19 protein-coding genes and 3 pseudogenes are annotated in these 20,517 nt (G+C 49.6%); 9 read left to right on the top strand and 13 right to left on the bottom strand.

Annotation, left to right across the window (positions count from 1 at the left end):
* Positions 1–112: 112 nt before the first annotated feature.
* Positions 113–1,258, bottom strand: coding sequence for a serine hydrolase domain-containing protein (locus ACOZJV_RS02035; protein WP_201131157.1), 1,146 nt, complete (start codon positions 1,256–1,258; stop codon positions 113–115).
* Between the two features lie 191 nt (positions 1,259–1,449).
* Positions 1,450–2,517: a fatty acid desaturase gene (locus tag ACOZJV_RS02030; RefSeq protein ID WP_421546685.1), complete on the bottom strand. Its 1,068-nt coding sequence runs from the start codon at positions 2,515–2,517 to the stop codon at positions 1,450–1,452.
* Positions 2,518–2,837: 320 nt separating this feature from the next.
* On the opposite strand from ACOZJV_RS02030, the gene ACOZJV_RS02025 reads away from it, so the two are divergent.
* Complete coding sequence (locus tag ACOZJV_RS02025) at positions 2,838–3,401, top strand: recombinase family protein (RefSeq protein WP_421546684.1); 564 nt, start codon at positions 2,838–2,840, stop codon at positions 3,399–3,401.
* 413 nt (positions 3,402–3,814) lie between these two features.
* On the opposite strand, the gene ACOZJV_RS02020 is transcribed toward ACOZJV_RS02025, so the two are convergent.
* Positions 3,815–4,342, bottom strand: a complete 528-nt coding sequence (locus ACOZJV_RS02020) for a hypothetical protein (RefSeq protein ID WP_421546683.1) — start codon at positions 4,340–4,342, stop codon at positions 3,815–3,817.
* A gap of 451 nt (positions 4,343–4,793) precedes the next feature.
* On the opposite strand from ACOZJV_RS02020, the gene ACOZJV_RS02015 reads away from it, so the two are divergent.
* Positions 4,794–5,042, top strand: coding sequence for a hypothetical protein (locus ACOZJV_RS02015; RefSeq protein ID WP_078473097.1), 249 nt, complete (start codon positions 4,794–4,796; stop codon positions 5,040–5,042).
* Between the two features lie 164 nt (positions 5,043–5,206).
* Here ACOZJV_RS02015 and ACOZJV_RS02010 read toward each other — a convergent pair whose 3' ends face one another.
* On the bottom strand, positions 5,207–6,268 hold the full coding sequence (locus ACOZJV_RS02010; protein WP_421546682.1) for a hypothetical protein: 1,062 nt from the start codon (positions 6,266–6,268) through the stop codon (positions 5,207–5,209).
* A gap of 537 nt (positions 6,269–6,805) precedes the next feature.
* Here ACOZJV_RS02010 and ACOZJV_RS02005 point away from each other — a divergent pair.
* Positions 6,806–7,288, top strand: coding sequence for a GNAT family N-acetyltransferase (locus tag ACOZJV_RS02005; protein WP_421546681.1), 483 nt, complete (start codon positions 6,806–6,808; stop codon positions 7,286–7,288).
* A gap of 135 nt (positions 7,289–7,423) precedes the next feature.
* Here ACOZJV_RS02005 and ACOZJV_RS02000 read toward each other — a convergent pair whose 3' ends face one another.
* From ACOZJV_RS02000 to ACOZJV_RS01975, 6 genes are all read right to left on the bottom strand, one after another.
* Positions 7,424–7,849, bottom strand: a complete 426-nt coding sequence (locus tag ACOZJV_RS02000; protein WP_421546680.1) for a GNAT family N-acetyltransferase — start codon at positions 7,847–7,849, stop codon at positions 7,424–7,426.
* A gap of 369 nt (positions 7,850–8,218) precedes the next feature.
* Positions 8,219–8,500: a pentapeptide MXKDX repeat protein gene (locus ACOZJV_RS01995; RefSeq protein ID WP_421546679.1), complete on the bottom strand. Its 282-nt coding sequence runs from the start codon at positions 8,498–8,500 to the stop codon at positions 8,219–8,221.
* Between the two features lie 70 nt (positions 8,501–8,570).
* Positions 8,571–9,356, bottom strand: coding sequence for a molybdopterin-dependent oxidoreductase (locus tag ACOZJV_RS01990; protein ID WP_421546678.1), 786 nt, complete (start codon positions 9,354–9,356; stop codon positions 8,571–8,573).
* Positions 9,353–9,973 (bottom strand): cytochrome b/b6 domain-containing protein, encoded by a 621-nt coding sequence (locus tag ACOZJV_RS01985; protein ID WP_421546677.1) that lies wholly within the window; start codon positions 9,971–9,973, stop codon positions 9,353–9,355. Before ACOZJV_RS01985 ends, ACOZJV_RS01990 begins: the two co-directional genes overlap by 4 nt.
* Before the next feature lie 401 nt (positions 9,974–10,374).
* Positions 10,375–11,286, bottom strand: coding sequence for a YeeE/YedE thiosulfate transporter family protein (locus ACOZJV_RS01980; RefSeq protein ID WP_421546676.1), 912 nt, complete (start codon positions 11,284–11,286; stop codon positions 10,375–10,377).
* Between the two features lie 839 nt (positions 11,287–12,125).
* A complete protein-coding gene (locus tag ACOZJV_RS01975; protein WP_421546675.1) occupies positions 12,126–13,184 on the bottom strand; it encodes a linear amide C-N hydrolase in 1,059 nt (352 codons plus the stop codon).
* Positions 13,185–13,731: 547 nt separating this feature from the next.
* Between ACOZJV_RS01975 and ACOZJV_RS01970 the strand changes: the two genes are divergently transcribed.
* From ACOZJV_RS01970 to ACOZJV_RS01960, 3 genes are all read left to right on the top strand, one after another.
* Positions 13,732–14,784: an HBL/NHE enterotoxin family protein gene (locus tag ACOZJV_RS01970; protein ID WP_421546674.1), complete on the top strand. Its 1,053-nt coding sequence runs from the start codon at positions 13,732–13,734 to the stop codon at positions 14,782–14,784.
* A 164-nt stretch (positions 14,785–14,948) separates the two neighbouring features.
* Entirely contained in the window at positions 14,949–15,455 is a 507-nt protein-coding gene (locus tag ACOZJV_RS01965; RefSeq protein ID WP_421546673.1) for a hypothetical protein, read from the top strand.
* Between the two features lie 108 nt (positions 15,456–15,563).
* Positions 15,564–16,421 (top strand): ETX/MTX2 family pore-forming toxin, encoded by an 858-nt coding sequence (locus ACOZJV_RS01960; protein ID WP_421546672.1) that lies wholly within the window; start codon positions 15,564–15,566, stop codon positions 16,419–16,421.
* A 149-nt stretch (positions 16,422–16,570) separates the two neighbouring features.
* Here the strand turns inward: ACOZJV_RS01960 and ACOZJV_RS01955 are convergent.
* Positions 16,571–16,747, bottom strand: a pseudogene (locus tag ACOZJV_RS01955) (lysis protein); the annotation flags it as partial.
* 41 nt (positions 16,748–16,788) lie between these two features.
* Positions 16,789–17,217: pseudogene (locus ACOZJV_RS01950) on the bottom strand (glycoside hydrolase family 19 protein); the annotation flags it as partial.
* On the opposite strand from ACOZJV_RS01950, the pseudogene ACOZJV_RS01945 reads away from it, so the two are divergent.
* The 3 genes and pseudogenes from ACOZJV_RS01945 to ACOZJV_RS01935 form a co-directional block, all read left to right on the top strand.
* A pseudogene (locus ACOZJV_RS01945) lies at positions 17,209–17,751 on the top strand (toprim domain-containing protein); the annotation flags it as partial. The pseudogenes ACOZJV_RS01950 and ACOZJV_RS01945 sit on opposite strands and share 9 nt — an antisense overlap.
* Before the next feature lie 460 nt (positions 17,752–18,211).
* Positions 18,212–18,448, top strand: coding sequence for a DUF4224 domain-containing protein (locus ACOZJV_RS01940; protein ID WP_421546671.1), 237 nt, complete (start codon positions 18,212–18,214; stop codon positions 18,446–18,448).
* Positions 18,449–18,451: 3 nt separating this feature from the next.
* A complete protein-coding gene (locus ACOZJV_RS01935) occupies positions 18,452–19,516 on the top strand; it encodes a tyrosine-type recombinase/integrase (protein ID WP_421546670.1) in 1,065 nt (354 codons plus the stop codon).
* A 112-nt stretch (positions 19,517–19,628) separates the two neighbouring features.
* On the opposite strand, the gene ACOZJV_RS01930 is transcribed toward ACOZJV_RS01935, so the two are convergent.
* Positions 19,629–20,516: a DUF4435 domain-containing protein gene (locus ACOZJV_RS01930; RefSeq protein ID WP_421546669.1), complete on the bottom strand. Its 888-nt coding sequence runs from the start codon at positions 20,514–20,516 to the stop codon at positions 19,629–19,631.
* Between the last annotated feature and the right edge of the window lies 1 nt (position 20,517).

Genomic DNA, 20,517 nt, shown 5'->3' with positions numbered 1-20,517 from the left:
GTAATACCAGATCTGTTGCAGGGGGCCAGGGGCAGTACAAAGGCGTATGCAAGAGGATGCCGCGCCGGCACTAAGTAAAAAACCTCAAGTTAACCCCTGAATGACAACTTGCTCAAAGCGCCGCATAGACGAGGGATGATAGCCGGCTAGGTCGAGGATCGATCATCGTATGGCTGCCCGAGGTCGTGGTGACAAAACCAAAACTCACTTGCCTTTCGGGATCGGCGAAACTTATCGGACCGCCAAGCCCGATATGACCAAAGGTGCCTGGGCCCATTGCGTGGGAAGCCGCTGGATCGAGTTGCTGCTCCAGCATGCAGCCTAATCCATAACGCATTGGGCGCATCCATATCCGATCCATGCCATGACTGTGCTCTCGAGTGAATTCACTGAGCAGTTCACGGCTGATGAAGTTTCCCGCCATTAATGCACTGTAGAAACCGGCCAAGCCGTGAGCCGTGCCATGTCCGCACACAGCCGGCTGCCGATAAGCCCACCAGCGAGGGTCACTGGTCCGTTTAGGCACCATTCCGGGATTGGTGAAGGCGTATGTCGCGATATGCGATGGCTCGTTTTTCAGCACTGTTCGCAGCGCTTGCGAGTAAGGATCACCGACTCGGCCCGTGGCATTGTCGAAACGAGCGATACGATGAAAGTGTTTCTCGTCCACGCCAAGGTGAACGTCGAGGTCATGGGGGTCCAGAATCTCTTCGTGGATAAAGACACAAGGGTCTCGTCCGTCCACACGACGAATCAACTCACCGAGAATCCAGCCAAAGGTAGTGGTGCCGTACCCCAGGTCTGTGCCCGCTTCCCACCAAAGCGGCTCGGCCTCCAGGACCCGTACCATGTGCTCCCAGTCATACATCATGGCGTTATGGTCGGGTGCTCGCAGCGCCGGCAGGCCCGCGGTGTGGCTCATCACCTGACGCAGGGTGACCTTTGCTTTCCCGCTCTGGGCGAATTCAGGCCAGTAACGCGCCACAGGCGCATCCAGCTCCAGCTTGCCCTGCTCAACCAACATCAGAACGGCCACCGCAACATAGGGCTTTATAACGCAAAAAGTATTGGCCAACGTATCGCGCGTCCAGGGCTTAGTGCCCTCTTGATCCGCCATACCGGCCCACAGGTCGACGACCACCTCTGCGCCTACCTGCACGCAGAGCCCGGCCCCACGCTCCTGCGGATCATCAAATATGTCCTCGAAGGCCTGCTTGACCGCTTCGAACTGCTTCGCACACATCCCTTGCGCTTTCATGCTAAGACTCCTCGTATTTGAAGTGTTGCCTTGATACTTGCCAAACTTGACCATCATCAAATCTGCCAGGCGATAAGAAATATCCCGCCGCCTGGCAGACCAGTACTTAAGTAACAACACGCTCTTGGACTGTAAAAGTTATCGCTTATCGGCGGCGCCCGCCATCAAGCAGATAATGTTTATGGGAGAACTCACCCCCGCGACCGAGTTTGAGAGTGCGCCATGGAAAAACGGTTGGCTCGCTTGTAGGTGCCGAAGTCATTGAATCTGACACCGGCCTGCGCCATGACTTTATGAGCATAAGGTGCCGTCATCTGACGAAGATAGAATGGGTCTCTCACAACGAAGTGGTGAATACTGTGAGTACTACCGAAGTTGAAACAGAACATTTGAAATGGCCATAACCACCAGGGGTTCATCACCTGAGTTTGCTGTAATGCATTACGCGGAGCAACATCACCATAATAGTGCATATTTGAACTTATAAAAAACAGGCAGAACTGCCGTATCAAATTTGGAGCGATCAGAATAACGACCACGCTATTGACGACATCCATAATCGCCAATGTTGCAGCAGAACTGTGAACCTCCTGTCCCATGACTGACCCAAGCCAGACATACAGGTGGTAGCCGAGGAACACATACCAGCATCCCCAATACAAAAGGCCGAAAGGCGTATTGAGCCGAATAATCTTGCCTAACAATTTTACCTTTTGCCGCCATCCTGGCGCGAAAACCGCATTTAGAAAACCAAATACAAATCCATCCATCAGTTTCAATAACCGTAGTATTCCCCATGGGCTACCACTGGTCGTGATCCATGCTTCAACATCCGAGTCAGTTCCGGACTCCTTATGATGATGAAAATGCAGACTGCGTCTCAGCCAGGGACTGGGCATCCCCGGCCGAGCCAGCCAGCACATAAACATCATGACGTTATGGGTCAGCGGTTGCTTTCTGAAATAAAGGCGATGAATCAAATCATGTTCGATTTCATGAATGAATGAAGTCAGCAGCGCATTGATCAAAATACAGCTCCATCCTGGGATAAAACCCTTTATGTAGAGCCCTCCCGTGACGATCATCCCTACTAGGGAAAACGCCATGACACTCGCACCCAGAGCATTCTGATACTGCAAGATCGGATAACGCTTGCGTAGCTCATTTCCATGTTCGGTAATTCTCCGAGTTACATGATCAATCTTTTCCTGATCGGTATTTAGGCGATCAATTTCGATGGCTTTTTCCAAGACTTTCATCAATTCATCCTCTGCTTGCGTCGGGGAAGTACCAGCTTCGTCAAGCCGGCCAAGTCAATTGTTGCAGCTATAAACAGTACGCATTGAAATTCACCGCGTGAATTCACGCGCATCATTCAAGAAATACGAAACCGACTGTTCGCCAAAAAAAGTTGCCAGAATCATTCCAAGCTTTAAAATGATAAAACAAGTTAAATTCTTTGCAACTGTGTATTTTGGGTAAGCTCAGCGTTACAGGTATTTGTGTAAGGATTTAATAATTTAGTTACAGTTTGCATAAGTATAAAACGACTGCGTACAAGTATTGCCAAGGAGGCACCATGAGACTGCATCGCATCAAATATTTCCGGCTCTCTCTACAAGAACCCGAGGGCACCGTAGAGAAAACAACCAGCCATGATGTATTTGACGCCATGTTTTGCGATGAGCCCGCAGACAATGCCGTAAATCGCGCAGGCCTCGAAAGGCTAATCCGCTACATACAGTGCGGAGATACTGTGGTAGTGGACAGCATGGCAACGCTCACCTCCAGTACCGAGCAGTTGTGCACCATCATTCGCCGGCTGATTGAAAAGCAGGTAACACTAGAGTTTTTGAACGAGAACCTGATTTTCCGGCATGACTGCCTTGAAGTTGTGGAGCCCATCATCGCGGTAATGGAGTTGCTCGCAGAGTTCGAGCGCGCTGCTAGAAGGGAAAAACAGGCAGTCGGAATTGCTACCGCAAAAAACCGCGGCTCTTATAGAGGTCGCAAGAAGAAACTGTCGGACAATCAGGTTGTAAGTTTAATTGACCGCGCCTGCGCTGGAGAAAGCAAATCTAAATTGGCGCGTGACTTTGATATCAGCCGTCAGACGCTTTATCGATACTTGAGATCTACATAGAGGCCTCTGCAGGCACTTACTGATTCGATACCTATTTCGTGATTTATTTGAATTTAGGCTTTTCGCCGGCCGGTGCATCGTAGACACCTTGGGCGACAGTCGCCGGTCATGGCTGAACGATTTCACCGCCTGAGGTATCAACTCGGTACGACTATCAATCGGTTTCTACGGATGGGGACTCGTCCCCTACCACCGAATGCCGAAGCCGCTTCAAGCGAGCAAAATCCGCCTTTTTGCGCATCGGAAATGGTGTGCAGCAGTCTCTGACAGTGCCGGGGTTTCCCAATTTTTACCTTAAGTGGTTTCGTCCTTATGGCCGCTATTATCTAGTACCAAAAAGGGCACCGCCGCGTTGGCGGAAGGGGAAAGGTAGGTACTGAAATCCAATTAGTGGCTGGATGTATGTACTTTCCTCATTTGTCCAGATTCAGTACATGGTGCATCCGTAAGCCAATTATTTCCCGCAACCACGCAGCATGAAACTCCATGTCTTCCAGAGAAGTGCCCTCAGCCAATCGATATTCAAACTCCTTGCCCTTCGGCCCCTGACACACGACGCTAAAATAGCCATGACGGTCATAACTGGCTAACACGTAAGGGCTGATACAAGTAATGTCGCTAAATGGCACCTGCACCTCGGTGGGCTTACGACCGCGACGGGTGACCGTGAGGGTAAGCAGTTGCTGGTTTTCGTCGAACGTGAAGGCCAGCACTCTAGCGGCAGAGGAAATCCAGGCGAAGACCAGCCCCATGAGCACAACACAACCAATCAGCATCAGAATGAGCGTCGACATTTTGAGACTCGACCCATCGCTGTTCGGTCCACTTTGCATCGCGTCGAACCCGAGAAGGAGCAAGATCGTCAGCACTAAGCCTGGCAACAACCAAAGCATCACAAAGCTGAAACCCAAAACGGCCGCACCCGTGCTGCCAACGGTCATTAAGTCCGGGCCACGATGCCAAATTGGGGGGTGGGCGACGGGGCTGTCAGTGCTTGACGCGACTAGAGGCGCTGCGGCGCGGTGAGGGGGACTTTGACAAGGCATCTAGCGGGCTCCAGGATGGCTGCGTAGACGGTACCACTACTACCAGACCGTCTGCCCCAGGATCATCAGGCTTTTTTCACTGCATTTCATCCGTTTCGCACTCACCTGCGGCACATCTTCCGCGCCCCACTGGACCATGTACCTGAGCTTTTTGGAGGCTAACATCTTCCAGAATTGCCACGAGTAGCACCTTGAAGAAGCCGCGCCACTTCCCTCCCCCACCTTTTCGCCCAAAGCCTGTCTCGACACATCCAAAAAAATTTGAACTGCTTTTGCCTGCACTCGCCTAATGTTCAGCCTGTGAAAAATCTCACAGGCAATTTGCCAAAATCGGCATACCCGAGAGGTGGGCAACATGGCTAAAGATGAGAAGAAAAGCAAAGGTGAAGCTTCGAAAGCCAGCAAGGAATTAAAAGACAAGAAGTCATCACCGGCAAAGAAATCAACTGCGGCTTCGGCTCTTTCGAAATCATCCGAAAAGAAAGACAAGAAAAAAGACGTCGAACCAAAGAAATCTGCAAAAAAAACTGATAGCAAGCCAGAAAAAGCTAAGAAATCAGAGAAGGCGGAAAAGCCTGCTAAAAAGAAAAAGTGAAACCTGCTAGGGCTTTACGCCCTAGCTTTCTCAAGCGGTGCGGCCTTTAAAAGCCCCGATACTCGTCGCGCGCCGCGCCGTATTGGCTTTTACGTCTTCAGTTATTTGTCATGTTTGCTAAGGCGTTTTAAATCCTCACTAGGCTTTGCCCACTCAGCGGTCATTCAATCGATATATTGAACTGCTTTTGCCATAAGGTTTGGGCGATCAAAGGTATCTATGGAGTCGATTTTTCCAAGCATGTCCTTAACCTTTGTTTTGAAGGTGTGGTTGTCCATATCGATCCAATAACGCGTTGGGCGATTGTTTTTTTCGTCGTATTCAGACGTGGTCGGATCTTGGCTCCGGTAGGGCTCATACAGTGGAATTTCAGGCAATGGACGTTGAATATCCATAAAATTTTGCAAGAAATCCCACAGCGCACATGGCTTTTGCGTCGTATTGTCAGGGGTTATCAGGGCACTCAAATTGATGGTAGCGGCACTGTAGCGATGAGCCAGTTGCAATCCATTCGTCGGTAATCCTTGGCGATCCGGCGAAGTTACGATATATGCATCGAACTCGTGAAATGGCGCAACTATGTCGTGGGTTTGACCTTGTGTTTTCACATCCGCGCTATTGAAAATAGTCACCTGTCCTGTAACACGGTTCAACTCCCATAGTGGACCGCCAGGAGGTCGGAACCAAACTCGCGGGAAGTAATTGACAATGACGCTGCTAACCAACCAAGGGGGAAGTAGTATTTTTGAAACGAGTACGGTAATTGAGTTATTTAGCAGTTCTCTTATATTGAATCCCGCTGAATCCATTTCGAACAACCAATCAATCAAGATGCACAGTGGAAGGAGAATAATTAACCCCCACTTGCAAAACGTCCTAAGTGAGAGCCAAAACTGAGACCGGAAGGGCAACTGCGCAAATCGAAATCGCTCATGATCATATCGACAGTGCAGCTCCACGTCTTCGAATGGGCGTGGCACGTATTTCCCATTCGCTTTCATCTCAGCCTTTTCGTTCTCCCACCGCTCCCAGAAACGCAGATTTTCTGGTTTTGGATCTTCCATGATGTTGTCTGGAACCACATCCTGCGTGTAGCCCCAAGGCAAGCGGGTGCCTGTGAATTTGTGCAGGACACTTCGCTTTTCGGAGCCTGCCTGCAAGGGTATGCGGTCCGACCGGTAAGCTTCGTGAGAATAGTAGAGCTGTGGTTCAGCGGTTTTTGACATGATCAGTCCTTGGTCGTGAGCTCGTCGACCCTGAACGGGCGGTTGATTTTGTCAAGCTCAATTGCGCACTTACGGCTCAGTAGACGCACAGCTCCATTGCATCCGCGTACATTCGCTGTGCTTTATAAATTGCAGGGCTATCAGACGCTTTTTTTAGCTGATTGCGGAAGTGATTGCCCAAATCCCAGGCAATAAAAAACCCCGTAGATCATTGATCTACGGGTCTTTAGAGTGGAGGCCGTGGTTGGAATCGAACCGGCGTAGGCGGATTTGCGATTCATATAAAACCTCCATGTTTTCAGTAAGTTAATGAGGAATCGATTCCGCAAGTGCCCTACTCTAGCAAGACTGGAGCCCACGTCCTATAGGGGGTAGGATTTTGATTGCGGAACTGATTTCTTAGGGGATTCGAGTGGTCAAAAGAGGTCAGTCATGAGCTGCTGCTTTCAGCCAATCGCGACCTCGCTCCACGACAACTTGGTTGCTCCCTCGACATTCTTGTGAGAGGTTTAAGTTTCGCTAATTTTCAGGAAGAACATGGACATTCGACCGACGGAAGTAAAAGACTGGATGCTTTTGAAGCAAGTTCGTCTCGCAGCCCTTTTGGACACACCAACGGCGTTTGGTGTGAGCTACCAGACTGCCGCCCTATACAGTGATGCACAATGGAAAGACAGAGCCTCGTCGGCCGGAACTGAATTCTGGCTGGCCGTGAAGGACGATAAACCGGTTGGCATGATCGGTGCGGCGGTCAGTGGCGCGAATCGCTATAACTTGATCGGGATGTGGGTTGATCCTACTGCGCGGGGCTCTGGTGTGGCAGCTCAGCTGGTTGAGGCAGTGAAATCTCGCGCGATAGAGAAAGGCCATGATCGTGTTTTTCTGGACGTTTCTCCCGACAATACCAGAGCCTCAAACTTCTATCTGAACCAGGGGTTTTCATTCATAGATGAATGGGAACCTTTAGAAAGTCATCCCCATATCATGGTTCAGACAATGCTCTGGACTATTCAAAGCTAACTGGCAAGCTCTTCTGCTGGCTGGCCGTTGTTTGCGGATGTCTGCTATCGGCCAATAGCTGTCTCTCGTAACGGGCTGAAATTGGCCGATTGTGGTCTGCTATGAAGCAGCTATCGGGCCAAGATCAAAACGTTGTCAGCACAACGACTTCTGGTAATAGAGCCGGGTATGTCCCGGCGGATAGTCTGCCAGGCGTCCGAATTCGGAGTAGCCCAGTTTTTGATAAAAGCCTGGTGCCTGAAAGCTGAAGGTCTCAAGCCAGATACCAGTGCATTTCTTTTTCTGAGCGATATCTTCGGCCATGCGCATTAGCCGTTCTCCGATACCTTGGCCACGCATCGACTCGGGAACGCTGACAAGATCGATAAGCAGCCATCGATATGAGACCTTGCCGTATAGCCCGCCTATAACTTCGTTACTGTCAGGGTCTCGTAGCAACAGGGCAAATGTTTCATGGGCGTCGTCCCCACCGTTAGCCACATTATGGGCCAGTAATGGAGTCAAAATTCCTAACCACTCTGCTTCAGTCGCATTTTCCGAAAGTTGGATCTCTACAGACATGTCGCTCTCCCTGAGCCGCGAGTAACTGGGTCAACAAGGTAGCCCATTTCTGTCACCCCTGGCGAATCAGTAAATGCATCATCGTCCGTTTTTTATGGGCTGGACGGCTGCTCTTAGCCGAAAGCCGCCCCACACGAACGGCCGCTTCCGGCGCAGAAGCGGTCATTCCAAGGTGACTACGAATCTGGTGTCGATTCATTCTTCATAAATAACGAGTACTGATTAAATGCAGATTTTTCAACCTCTGCTTATCATGACAGGCAGAAATCGACCAAAAGAGCGGTAGCCCAAAAATGAAAGCCGCCACAGGGGCGGCTCACACACTCACTACAACCGCTTTAACTCAGCAGCCACCACTCCGAAACAAACTCACTGACTCATATCATCTTTCTTCATCGTGTCTTTGGACATGGCATCTTTTTTCATGGTGTCTTTCGACATGCTGTCTTTCTTCATGGCGTCTTTCGAACCTTTATCCATTTTCATCGAGTCTTTGGACATGGCATCTTTCTTCATCGTGTCCTTTTTCATCGTGTCCTTGGACATCGTGTCCTTGCTCATGCCGTCATTGCTCATGGTATCGGCTGCAAATACGCTCGCTGCCCCGAATGCCAGGCACATGGTCAGTACAGCAGTGGTCAACTTTTTCATGATGTAACTCCTGATGCTTGATTGCGAATGAACGCAGTTGGACTGCGCGTTGATGCAGCGAGGAAACAGGTCAACTGCCGCCAAACCAGTTGTATCCCTGGTCTTCCCAGTAACCTCCGCTATAGGTATTGCTGACAAAAATCGCCTGAATATGTTTGGGGTTCTTGTAGCCGAGTTTTGTAGGCATGCGCAGCTTCATCGGGAACCCGTACTGGCGAGGCAGCACCGCGCCGTCATAGCTCAGCGTCAGCAAAGTTTGCGCATGCAGCGCGGTAGCCATGTCGATGCTGGTGTAGTAATCGTCCGCGCATTTGAAACCGACATACCTAGCATCGGTGTCTGCGCCGACGCGCTTAAGAAAATCGCTGAACCGGACGCCTCCCCACCGTCCGATGGCGCTCCAGCCTTCAACGCAAATGTGCCGGGTGATCTGTTCGGTTTGCGCCATGGCGCGCAGTTCTTCGAGCCGCCAACTGCGTTTATCCGCAACCATGCCGGTCACTTCCAGACGATAGCTCTCCTCATCCACCGTCGGTGCTTCGTCTATGCCGTAGAAGGCATTGAAAGGAAATGGCCGGGTGATCATGGATTCCGGATAGGTCGGCGCCATGGCGTTGGGATTGAACAACCAGCCTTGGACTCTATCGTTGAAGCGCGACATGGACGACAACGCAGTCTCGACGCTTTCGTTGTCGGTCAGGTTGCAGCCAGACAGCATCGCCACACCTCCGAGGGTCAGGCTGTGCAACAGGAACGCGCGACGCGAGCGTTCGGTGATCTGTGGGGCGAGGAGTTTCCGGGCGTCAGTCAGGATTGATGACTCATCCAGCCTGGGGCTTACGATGCGCTTTTTCATACCCGCTCCTTGCGGCCGGCGATCATCGCCAGCAGTGTTTTAGGCACCAGCGCGACCATCACCAGGTGCACCGCCACAAACGCGATCAGCAGTACCATTGAGAAGAAGTGCACACGCCGCGCGCCCTCGTAGCCGAACAACAATTCCCGCAGCAGCGGAAACTGCACCGACTTCCACAGCACCAGCCCTGAGAGCACGAGCAGCGTGATGTCGACCATCACGAACAGGTACGCCACCCGTTGCACCTGGTTGTAATGGCTCAGGTCGGCATGCCCCAATTTTCCCCGCAGGGCTGACCATAGGTCATGCAAAACACCTTTGGGCGACACCGGAAAGAAACGGCGCTTGAGACGGCCGCTGAACAGGTTGATGGCTAGGTAGATCAGACCGTTGATCGCCAGGAACCACATGGCCGCGAAATGCCATTGCAGTGCGCCGCCGAGCCAGCCGCCCAGCGTGATCGATTTGGGAAAGCTGAAGTCATAAATCGGCGAGGCGTTATAGATACGCCAACCGCTGGTGACCATGATCAGTACGGCCAGGGCGTTCAGCCAATGGGTCAGTCGTAACCAGCGAGGATGGCTACTGTCAGCGGGTGAGGCAGATAGCTGCGACATGTCCTGCTCCCTTCGGTTGATCATTGGAGCCTAGTATGGGAGTCGATAGATCGCCAAATCTTCACGTAAAGTTAAATTATTCGTGATAACTCTCGAGCCCATTAGAGAAGTCACAAATCGCCGTATCAGAGGTGCAGAGTCAGTGTCCTAGGCAGGAGCGAGGGTTCGCTTTTGGCCTAAACTGTTAATTCGACTGTGCTAATTCAAAGAGGCTTGCAATGAGGACGAGTCCGTATATAGCTCTTCTATGTGTCTAGGAACTCAGGGACGATTCAGTATCAACAAAGTTCTTGTCGATTTTTAATGCGTCAACCCTCAGGTTCTCCAAAGAGACGGACTTGAATGCCCTTTGAAATGCCCAAATTCCAGTGGATAGCATCAAGCGGTTGGTTTTGACGAATTCAGCTCGTACCCCGCTTTTTCCACCACAATGAAACCAGAATGCCCGTGGCAATCGACACCAGCGGAATGCTTGAGGCAACACCCAGTGCTGGAAACACCAACAGAATTTGCGAATCGTTGCCGCCGAGAATCATCGAAGCCCCAATCCCCATAAAAATACCCGCCAACAAATGAACCACAGCCTTTGATGGCGTAAAGGCCTCAAAACAGAACGTTTTCCTGTACAGGGTAAAACTCAGCATGCCCGCCAGCAACATAACAAACACCGCAATACGCCGGGCGCTGATCGCCATATCGGCTTGCCAGAACATCTGCGAAACGTTGTAAAAGAACACACTAGGTGTCCATAACGGCTCAAACGTATAGAGCGCACTCGTCAACGCACCGAGCAGCATACTCGAGAGCACCAGGTGTTTATTACCATGTATGCCAACCAAAAATATCAGCACTAACGCCACCACACCGATCAACAACCAGTAATGGCGGCTAGAAATTTCCGGCATCAGAATGGTCTTCTGTTCGGGCATCATGCGCATGTAATACCAGAGCACGATCCCCAGTACCCAGCCGATAATCGTGAACAGTTTATTGATATTGCCACATGCAAACTTGGTCAGCGTGCCTACGCTGCAACCGTTGTTCAGCACCGATGCCACTCCGAACAACAAGCCTCCCGCAACCATTAATGGATAGGAAATACCAGGCGAATACAGTGACAGGCTGACCTCAGAGAAACGATAGACCGGAGCCAGCATCAACCCGAACAACCCACACGATATCAGCGCCACAAATAACGTCGGGCGACCAGCCAGCAATTGTTCGCTCGCTTTGACAAGACACATACCCATGCGTTGCGAAATCCAGCCAATCAAGAATGCTAATACCAACGCCATCAAGAAAGAGAAAATCATGTTCGTGCGCCACTGCTGACTGGGATGGTCCGGGTCTCACTAAGCATTAGCGTAGCTCTCAATCAAGCTACCGGCGTAGTGACACAGCCATAAGCTAACGGCCGCCTTATATCGCCCCTGTTTGCGTAGAAATAGAATGACTGCTGTTGGCCGATTGCTGCCATCGGCACTGGCTGATCTAGCATGAAACTAGGTCTACCCATACACCGATTGTGCCCGGGTATTAACGCAAAAAAGCCCTACAGCCCCGGGTAACAAGGGCTCTAGGGCCTTTTTGACAAAGCAAGAGACAGTGCCATTTGGCATTGATTGGCATTGATTGGCATACAGATTGCCCCATTTTTGCCCCACGACCGCGCCTTACTAGCCAACAACCAGTTCGGCAAATGCACACCAGGGTAGCGAGGATATGGATTCGAACCCCTGCTTGCGAGACCACAGGCCGTTACAGGCCAACAATCACAAGATATTGAGCCTTAGAGCTCAGCCTAAAACGGGCGGTAGCCGCCTCAGTTTTATCCTAAATGTGCCCTAGCCCAGAGATGGCTGGTCACTGCGGCACACTGAGGGAGACGCGAAGTACAAATACCGCTTCGCCGTTGCCAGCCTGCCTGCCAGCGCTTTCGAGTGATGTAGGGGTCTATGAATTTAAATCGCTCCCCGATCTAACCGGTGATGGATTGGAACGCAAAAAAACCCTAGAGCCCTGAATAATTAGAGCTGTAGGGTTTTATTGAAACCGCAAGATAGAACGTCGACTGGAGTTGATTAGTGGTACTTGCGAACTGCTCCCATCAAAAAAACATCAAATACAAAGCATTGAGATCCCTCAAGAAAACTCAGATGCTTTCAAACTTAAACGGTGGAGACTCCTCGAATCTGGCGGACACTTCTCCCGAATACACTTTGCTTTGATTCGGCCCAAGATCTAGTTTTCTCACCTTCCCAGTTGCCTTACTAAAATCTAGCTTATTCAGATCAACCCAGAAAGTATTAGGCGTGATAGCAGACTCAAAAAAATACTGTTTCTGCTTATGATCAGCCACTGTACGCCAACGCGTCGACGAAATATTAGGCTGATCTGGAGTTGTAATACCATAAGGCACAGAAACATTGCGTATTACACTGAATACACTTGCCAACGAAAGCCGTGCATCCTGATGCTTAGGGACAGCCTTGACATAAAAAGACGCCCGAGCAAAACGATCAGGTGAACGGTTGGTTCCAGGCAATACTTGTGTACCATCAACCCCTTCCCAATATGTATTCATCTCCAACTGTTCCTCAAACGCAGGAGAGTTGGTCATCACTTGAAAAGAACGACTATGGTGAATGACTTGCTTCCCATCAATGTACTCTATAATAGCGCTATCACCTGATGCATCAGACATTGAAAGATGCAGTGTTGCTAATCGGCTCTCATTAGGAACTGGCACAGTCACAACATTGAAAGGCTCAGCCTTAAGAGCGTCAACAGCCTCAGCTACTGACTTGTAATTATCTAATACATATTGAGCCCACGCCGCGATACTTAGCCCTGCCTTACCCGGATCAGTTGCTGGATATTCAGACTCCACCAACCACAACAAGTTTACAGATAAACCCTCTTCATTTATACCGTCAGTCGTAGAAATATCATAACCGGACGCAATAACACTGCCATATTTTGAAGTCCACGTAACTGAATTTGGACCAGCTTCGCCATGACGACGCATACCTTGCGGAAATACCCACAAGTTCGTCTCCACGTCCTTTGCCCAGTCCATTGAGCGCGCAGTAATCACCTGTTGATTATCGCCCAGGTACACCACGCGAGTACAAGCATATGCCATCGGTAGCGATAAGCAGAATCCGAGCAAGGTCATAAAAGTCCATTTTGCTGTTTGTAATTTCATCATTCCTTTTCTCTCCTTTAATCCCTTAATCAAAGCGTTTCGCACCAATACCAACAACGTCCGTTGTTCGTGTAAAAAAACGTAGCTAGAAAACTCGGAGAAATCAAGGAGACTGTTTTTTCTTGCGCAAAAAAAACCTCTTTATTAGTCCGGTCTCACTACTCAGGCTACGGCAGGTGCGCACCAACATTTACGAGCATCTGATCCGCAATTTTTTTTCAAAACTGAGCCTAGAAAAATAGAAATCACTGCCAGCACCATCAATTTGCTTCACTACTCACAAACAAAACCAATAAGTACCAAAAAGCCAATTTGACATAAAAAAAAACAAGCCTACATTAATAGTGCACCAACCAAAATTCCATTAAAAGGACTCAACATGAAAACTTCGAGCGGAAATTCATTGCAGAAAAATCCTCAATCCATTTAAACAACCACCAGTATTCTTGACACAACACCCTCTTTATCAATTTAATCATCCACACCTGCCTTCTCAACAACTTAAAGCAGAGAGATATAGAACATGCCTCTAAATGACTCCTTTCAACAAATGAATGACGCAAACAAAAAGCAATCATCTCAAGCCCTTACTATTCAAGCCTATTGCAATAGCATTTTGCAGCAGCAAAAGGTCGATTTCTCTTACGATGACTCACTTGTAAAATACCAAAATCAAATAAATAACTTTCTCGCATCAGCACAGGGAAATGCAGATAATTATATAAACACTCTTCTACCTCAAATCATAGATAACATTTCAAACATAAACAATTACTGCGACCTTCATACATCTGTGCCTGACACCATACCTGAAAATGGAACAGCTCAACAATGGAACGAAGCAATTGCAGCCTTAATAGAAGTATCACTTAACTACAGCACTACCGCATTCAACCTTAGCAACTTAATTAAGTCCTTTGCAGAAAATATAGATACAGACGCTGGGGATTTTAGCATCGTAGTTACAAACTTGAATTCCGCAGTAAGTGGTGATAATGGCGTTCTAGACAGTAACAAGAAGCAGATAGAAAGCCTCCAAAGCAAAATAGCCGGCGAAGAAGCAGGAATCGCTATTAGTTTCATTGGAATCATCGGCGGCATAATACAAATATTTGTTGGCGCTTTTGCGGATGTCGTAACAGGAGGAGCTTCAGTAGGGCTAGTTATTTCTGGATCTATAACTTTAGCAGGGGGAATTGCAGGAGAAAGTGCAGCACTCGTTGAGCTGGTAGCTGATACAAAGTTGAGAGGGACATTAATATCTGAAGACACTCAGCTAACATCTGAAGTTAAAATTGCCCAGGGGGTGGCGACAGGGTACTCCGGTCTTGGCACAAGGGTTCGCGCAGCTTCAGCCTGTGCGCTGGCAATGGCAAATGCATGGTCTCTGTTGAACTCCGAACTAAACACTCTAAGCAAGAATTTAACCACCGGCTTACAGAATACTGGAGAGATAAGAAACCTATTTTTGGCCGGGGCAAACAAGGATCTTCAGCAGATTATAGAAACCACCGGAATCATAGAAAATCAAATGACCGGCGTCAGCATTGTTACCGCTCCACCAGGCCAAACCCTATATAGCATACTGCCATCTTATAGCTGAATCCACTCATAACCTACTTAGTTACTAAATATACGCATGCGGAGGCGGCTATTAATATCTATCAATACAAACAACTACTTTCGTCAGAGGCCGGCAATCTATCTTTAGCTTTGAACGGAGCCGCCTCCCCAATCGATACATATGCTCGTAAAGCAGCTTTTACCATGACTGAAACTGCGAGCATGTGTGACAAAGAAATTTCATCAATTCTCGCCCCAGCAGAGCAATGGGTAACCCAGATAAACAATGCTAGCGCGTATCTTAATGAAGACGATATAAGTAACTGCCGAACTCAACTATCCGGGGTCATATCGAGCGTTGAGAACTCAATCAATGAATTCGCAATGCTATTATGCTCCGTCGAATACAACTCTTCTTACATCAGTGATATTTTATTTTATCCAGACGATACTTTCAGCCCTCCTCAAGGCGGCACAGATATGGCTAACCTCTCAACCCTGCGTAGTCTCTTACGCAACTGCAGCGACTCGCTTAATTTATTCAATGGATTTTGCAATGTCATCTTATCTAACTTAAAAACATTACAAACCACATTAAATATCGGCGTAGCCCCTTATGACTACAACTCATTTCAATCTCCAGTAGTAGCACGCATGCAAATCACATCTTGCCTTAAAACGATCTCAGATTTGCGCGCTATTTTTTTTTAGACTCGCAGGCTTACAAGCTTAAAACCCTGAAGACAAAAAAACCAGTTAGCTGACAATACACAAAACCAGTCTGTATAAAATCTCAATGAATGGAAGCACGGATAAACCATGGATACCAAAGAAAAACTGACCACCACTAAAAACAGCCAAAACATAGACAATCTGCTTGAAACAATGTTAAGAAACTATGCAACCAAGACGCAACGCCCCGGCACTGCAAACGACCCACTAGTATACACAGGCCATCGCGTCAATGAATATAATCTATCTGGAGAAAACATTGCCACATCAATTGTAGGCTCAGAAGAGATATTAACCACATCATTTAATGACTTAAAAAACTCCTTGCCACATGAAGTTTCCCTGCCTGTACCAGGTTTTAACTACACTGAGACTAGTGAGACCTCAACCACCAATAGTGCTGGCTGGACATTTTCCTACGGAATTGAATCATCAGTATCTGTAGACGTACTATTTGCCAGCGCAAGCTTAACTCACAACTTTAGTGTTGAATACAACATGTCGACTGAAGAGACCGTCACAAGAACAACACAAAGAAGTTGGACTATTGAACCATTTTCCGTACCTGTTCCTGCGCATCGAACTTATCGGATAAATTATATGCTACAGCGAGTAGCTGTATCAGGTAGAAATCGTGTAAGTGCTGAGCTCATAGGTATAGCCAATTATAGAAACAAAAATAACAACGTAATTGTAGACTCCAAGTTAGGTGATGTAGCGAGAGTCATGAGTGACTGGGGACAAAACCCATCTCAATCTGAAGGCTTTCTAGATGGAGGATGGCCGGTAAATGCTGCGATAAACTCTGGTGAGGTTAGATTTTCAACAAGACATGCAGTGAGCTTTTTCGTCGAAATATACGATATAACAGCGATTAAAGACTTAAAAGAAAGCGGAATTCTTGTCGAGAGACTATCGCCTCCAGGAAAGGTCATAGAGCTCTAGCAACAATCTTCACCTGACTAAAAGCTCAGTACTGACCAAGAGTTTTTAAAAGAAGCCATAGTAGATCATACACAACAGAAAGATTAATATAATTTACTCTAGGGGCGGGACAAACTAATTGTCATTAGTGTGCCGCTGCCCCACTCCCTTCACTTAATTAAAGTAATTTCTTTGACATAGCCTTGACACGCTGCCAGCGCGATCAATCCTTGGTCACCGTCTCCGGCGATGGCGACAATTCGTTGAGCAGCCGCTGGGTCAAGTTCGGCTCGCGCTTCTCCATGATCCACGCGGCCGGGGCCGGTGGCGGCAGGCAACCCAAGCCCCAGGACCAGGGCGGCGATCAGTCCGCGTGCGCCCAGCGCGTTCACGGCAGCACCTTCAGCGCCCGCTCATACAGCGCCTCGCGGTCGGACAAGCCATTGGTGCCGCCGTTGATGCGGCGGGTGATGGTAAGAAAGTCACCCTGATCGGCCAGGGTATTGAGGCCTGCCCGCTGCCAGAACCACCCAGCCGACAGCGCGGCATACACCGGGTGCTCGAGCAGCTCCGGGGTGTTGAGCAAGCGCGCATCACCAAACAGCGCCTCGCTGCACGCTGCATAGTTGGCCCGACCGGTGACCTGAATCAGCCCCCGGCCCCGGTACTTCTGGCCGTCGCCGTCCGCTTCGGGGGTATTGCCCAGGCGTTTGGCGAGGGTGCCGGTGTCGTACTTGCTCAAGTACTGGTCGCCGCCCAGCTCGCGTACCCACTGCAACTGGCCTGACTCGTGGCCGATCTGGGCGATGAGCCGGGCGAAGCCATCTTGGTGTGTGAGGGCTACGCCACCGGCGCCAGCCTGCACATGGCGACCTCACTAACGGTCGCCATTGCTTTTGATGCCGGCAACCTGATGCTGGTCTCTAAGGCCATGCGTGAGCGTTTTCCTGGGCGCCCGATCATTGTGTGCCGGGATGACGACTGGAAAACCAAACGCCCGAATGGCGAGTCTTGGAATCCGGGCAAGGAGCGTGCGGAAAACGCGGCGACCGTCGTGGGTGGCCAGGTGGTTGGGCCGAACTTCGCGTGTGAGCGAGAGGACAAATGGACCGACTTCAACGACCTGCACTGTGCTGAAGGCTTGGACGCGGTCCGGCGCCAGGTGCTCGCGGTGGTTAAGCCTTCAGTAGCTGGTGGCTGGAACGATCTGTTAGCCCGTAGCGAAAGCGGCCTGCTGATCGCGCACATGCAGAACGTCGAGCTGATCCTCAGTAATGACGAGCGCTGGGCCGGGGTGATCGGCTTCAGTTCGTTCAGTTCGAAGATCGTCAAACTGCGAGTCCCACCCTATGAGGCCGAGCGCCTGACGCTACTTGAAGTTGTAGATACGTTGAGAATTGCAGCTGACACCTTCAGCGCCTTCCGGACAGGCAAAAAGCTGGAGAAGGACGCACGTGGGCAGCGCGACAAAGTCATCGCTATCACAACACTGCTGGAACATACCAAGCAGGACAAAGCGGCATGACGCACCCACAGAGCAGCATCCAGGCTCAGACCGCTTTGCTCCGCCACGCCAGCGGGATCAACGCGCTTGTAAAAAACAGTCTCTGCTGCGCAGCAGCAGGCATTACTGCTCAAGCCCCCAGCACTACCGAGGAGCGTATACCCCACGAAAAGCTGCGCGGGGCAGCCACACCTGAAGCAACGCTGAACGCTCAGAGTGGGCCGCTCGCGCAGCTTGCTCAGGGGTGTAAGCGCCCCTCGACGATCAAGGGTTATCTGTCACTGCAACAGGCTCAGGAAACTTAACGATGGAACTACAAAGCGAAACCCTGGCCGACGAAGAGCTCGTAACCATCACGGGTTATCAGCTCCCATCCAAACAGATCCAATGGCTAACCAACAACCATTGGGAATTTGTTCTGACGGGTGGCCGACGCCCAATCGTAGGCCGGGTTTACGCCAGGATGAAGTTAGCCGGCGTTAAACCCTCAGCAGTTAATGCAGTGACTGAAGTCTGGTCACTCAACCTCGCGAATGTGAGCTGACACGTGCGCAAGAAAACCACAGCCAACCGCGACCTGCCGCCGCGTATGGTACGGCGCATCAGAAAAGGCAAGAACGGACAGATCTGGACCGCGTACTACTACGACGGCAGAGATGCCACCGGCAAACGAAAGGAAATCCCTCTGGGCACGGACCTCGATCAGGCAAAGGTTGAATGGGCCAGACTGGAGCGCAGAGCACCACCAAAGCCCAAACACCTTATGAGCTACGTCTTCGACCGGTACGAAAAGGAGATTATTCCGGGCAAATCGATTCGTACTCAGTCGGACAACGGCAAGGAACTCAAGCAGCTCAGGAAAGCCTTTGAAAACGCGCCTATCAAATCGATTACCCCCCAGGTGATCGCCCAATACCGCGATGCCAGAACCGCCAAGGTCCGGGCCAATCGAGAAATCGCCCTGCTCTCTCACGCGTTCACCATTGCCCGAGAGTGGGGCCTGACCGACAAAGCCAACCCCTGCTTCGGCGTTCGCCGCAACAAGGAAAAGCCCAGGGACTACTACGCCGGTGAGACCGTATGGAATGCGGTCTACGCCGAGGCGGCGCAGGAACTAAAGGACGCGATGGACCTTGCCTACTTGACCGGACAACGTCCTGCCGATGTGCTCAAGATTGCAGCCACCGACTTGAACAACGGTTTTTTGCTAATTGGCCAGGGCAAGACCGAAAAGCGGCTGCGCCTTCGTTTGGAGGATGCCGGCATCCAATCTGAGCTGAGCGCCTTCATCGATGATCTGCAGGAACGCAGAGCCATCAATGGTATTCGGACCTCCACTTTGATCACCAATGCGTCTGGACTGCGAATGAGCCAACAGATGCTGCGCAATCGGTGGGACGACGCACGGGAAAAGGCGGCAAGCAAAGCCGCGACGGATGGTGATCCGGCACTAGCTACCAGCATTCGAAAATTTCAATTCAAGGATATACGACCTAAAGCTGCAAGCGAAATCGAATTATCACACGCTAGTAGACTACTTGGGCATTCAAATGAAGAAATGACTAAAAAAGTTTATCGGCGAATCGGAGAAATTGTTAGGCCAACGAAGTAACCTAGAAGCCACCAATATCAAAAAATTATTAAATGATTAAACACACACTATAAAATGCAAAACGCCCAAACCTTGATTAGATTTAAGAAGTGAGCGCTCACAAATTAAAAAACTAATGCGATATAAAGTTCCTACCACTTAAAGCCGAGCTCAGCGCAGATCTAAGCCGATCCAGACGACGAAGCGAACAATATTTCGCCAGTCTAAACATGAGGCTGGGCAGCGTCATTGAGCCATCTGTTTTTGATCGCATGAAGAAGTTTAATAAAGGCAGCAGAAAATCTTTTCCTGAGACAACGTCTAGCGCACTCAAACCTCGAGAGGATTCGGTAATCTCTTCAATTAACGAATGCCAATGCGCCTGACCTACTTCACGTATACATTCAATTGCTACGTCCGCTTTAAGAGCGCGAACCTTTTCTAAATCTAGCATTGGGCCTTCTCTCCTAGTGCGCTGGGAGATAATTGAGGATAATCCGTTACTTACAGTCTTCAAATCTGGTTTGGCTTTGCGCGCAGCCGCAAAGAAAATGAATAAATCTTTCAACTCATGGCTTATTGGACTTAAAAAATCTTCCCACTCGCCTTCTGGAAGCGCTTCATCTCTTTTAAGGAGTCCCGACCCTTGAACGATGAGTTCGCGAACAGCATCACAGCAAAATAAATAATTCTCAATGCAATAAGCATTTAGCTGAAAAAGATTAGTGTAACCACACTCCCGCTGGCCAAGCAACAAATCCAAATCGCCATCTATTAAGAACAGAGCGGGGCTAACACCGTCGTACTCCAAACTATTCTTTAATACGTGCCCCCTACCATGCAAGGGGATTATTTTTCGAATTTGTTGCCCGTCACCCATCATTCTGTTAAGGAGTTCAAGATAGAATGCTTCTGAGTTGCTATCCTCTACATACACTTCAATAGGTTGCAACGCTCTGTACAGTAAACCGATGCTTTCACTTGCCGAAGCTGACCATGAAGGAATTTCATCTAACGACATA

Source organism: Pseudomonas sp. QD4 (assembly GCF_049199125.1).
In the GTDB taxonomy this organism is placed as follows: Bacteria; Pseudomonadota; Gammaproteobacteria; order Pseudomonadales; family Pseudomonadaceae; genus Aquipseudomonas.
Note: the sequence above shows the minus strand (reverse complement) of the source record. Positions and strands in the feature narration are given on the sequence as shown.

Excerpts from the sequence above, each read along its gene's own strand:
- ACOZJV_RS01990 (WP_421546678.1), bottom strand. The coding sequence starts at position 9,356 with ATGAAAAAGCGCATCGTAAGCCCCAGGCTGGATGAGTCATCAATCCTG.
- ACOZJV_RS02010 (WP_421546682.1), bottom strand. The coding sequence starts at position 6,268 with ATGTCAAAAACCGCTGAACCACAGCTCTACTATTCTCACGAAGCTTAC.
- ACOZJV_RS02025 (WP_421546684.1), top strand. The coding sequence starts at position 2,838 with ATGAGACTGCATCGCATCAAATATTTCCGGCTCTCTCTACAAGAACCC.
- ACOZJV_RS01940 (WP_421546671.1), top strand. The coding sequence starts at position 18,212 with ATGGAACTACAAAGCGAAACCCTGGCCGACGAAGAGCTCGTAACCATC.
- ACOZJV_RS01995 (WP_421546679.1), bottom strand. The coding sequence starts at position 8,500 with ATGAAAAAGTTGACCACTGCTGTACTGACCATGTGCCTGGCATTCGGG.
- ACOZJV_RS02020 (WP_421546683.1), bottom strand. The coding sequence starts at position 4,342 with ATGACCGTTGGCAGCACGGGTGCGGCCGTTTTGGGTTTCAGCTTTGTG.
- ACOZJV_RS01985 (WP_421546677.1), bottom strand. The coding sequence starts at position 9,973 with ATGTCGCAGCTATCTGCCTCACCCGCTGACAGTAGCCATCCTCGCTGG.
- ACOZJV_RS01980 (WP_421546676.1), bottom strand. The coding sequence starts at position 11,286 with ATGATTTTCTCTTTCTTGATGGCGTTGGTATTAGCATTCTTGATTGGC.
- ACOZJV_RS02030 (WP_421546685.1), bottom strand. The coding sequence starts at position 2,517 with ATGAAAGTCTTGGAAAAAGCCATCGAAATTGATCGCCTAAATACCGAT.
- ACOZJV_RS01960 (WP_421546672.1), top strand. The coding sequence starts at position 15,564 with ATGGATACCAAAGAAAAACTGACCACCACTAAAAACAGCCAAAACATA.
- ACOZJV_RS02000 (WP_421546680.1), bottom strand. The coding sequence starts at position 7,849 with ATGTCTGTAGAGATCCAACTTTCGGAAAATGCGACTGAAGCAGAGTGG.
- ACOZJV_RS01930 (WP_421546669.1), bottom strand. The coding sequence starts at position 20,516 with ATGTCGTTAGATGAAATTCCTTCATGGTCAGCTTCGGCAAGTGAAAGC.
- ACOZJV_RS01965 (WP_421546673.1), top strand. The coding sequence starts at position 14,949 with ATGACTGAAACTGCGAGCATGTGTGACAAAGAAATTTCATCAATTCTC.
- ACOZJV_RS02005 (WP_421546681.1), top strand. The coding sequence starts at position 6,806 with ATGGACATTCGACCGACGGAAGTAAAAGACTGGATGCTTTTGAAGCAA.
- ACOZJV_RS01970 (WP_421546674.1), top strand. The coding sequence starts at position 13,732 with ATGAATGACGCAAACAAAAAGCAATCATCTCAAGCCCTTACTATTCAA.
- ACOZJV_RS02035 (WP_201131157.1), bottom strand. The coding sequence starts at position 1,258 with ATGAAAGCGCAAGGGATGTGTGCGAAGCAGTTCGAAGCGGTCAAGCAG.
- ACOZJV_RS01975 (WP_421546675.1), bottom strand. The coding sequence starts at position 13,184 with ATGATGAAATTACAAACAGCAAAATGGACTTTTATGACCTTGCTCGGA.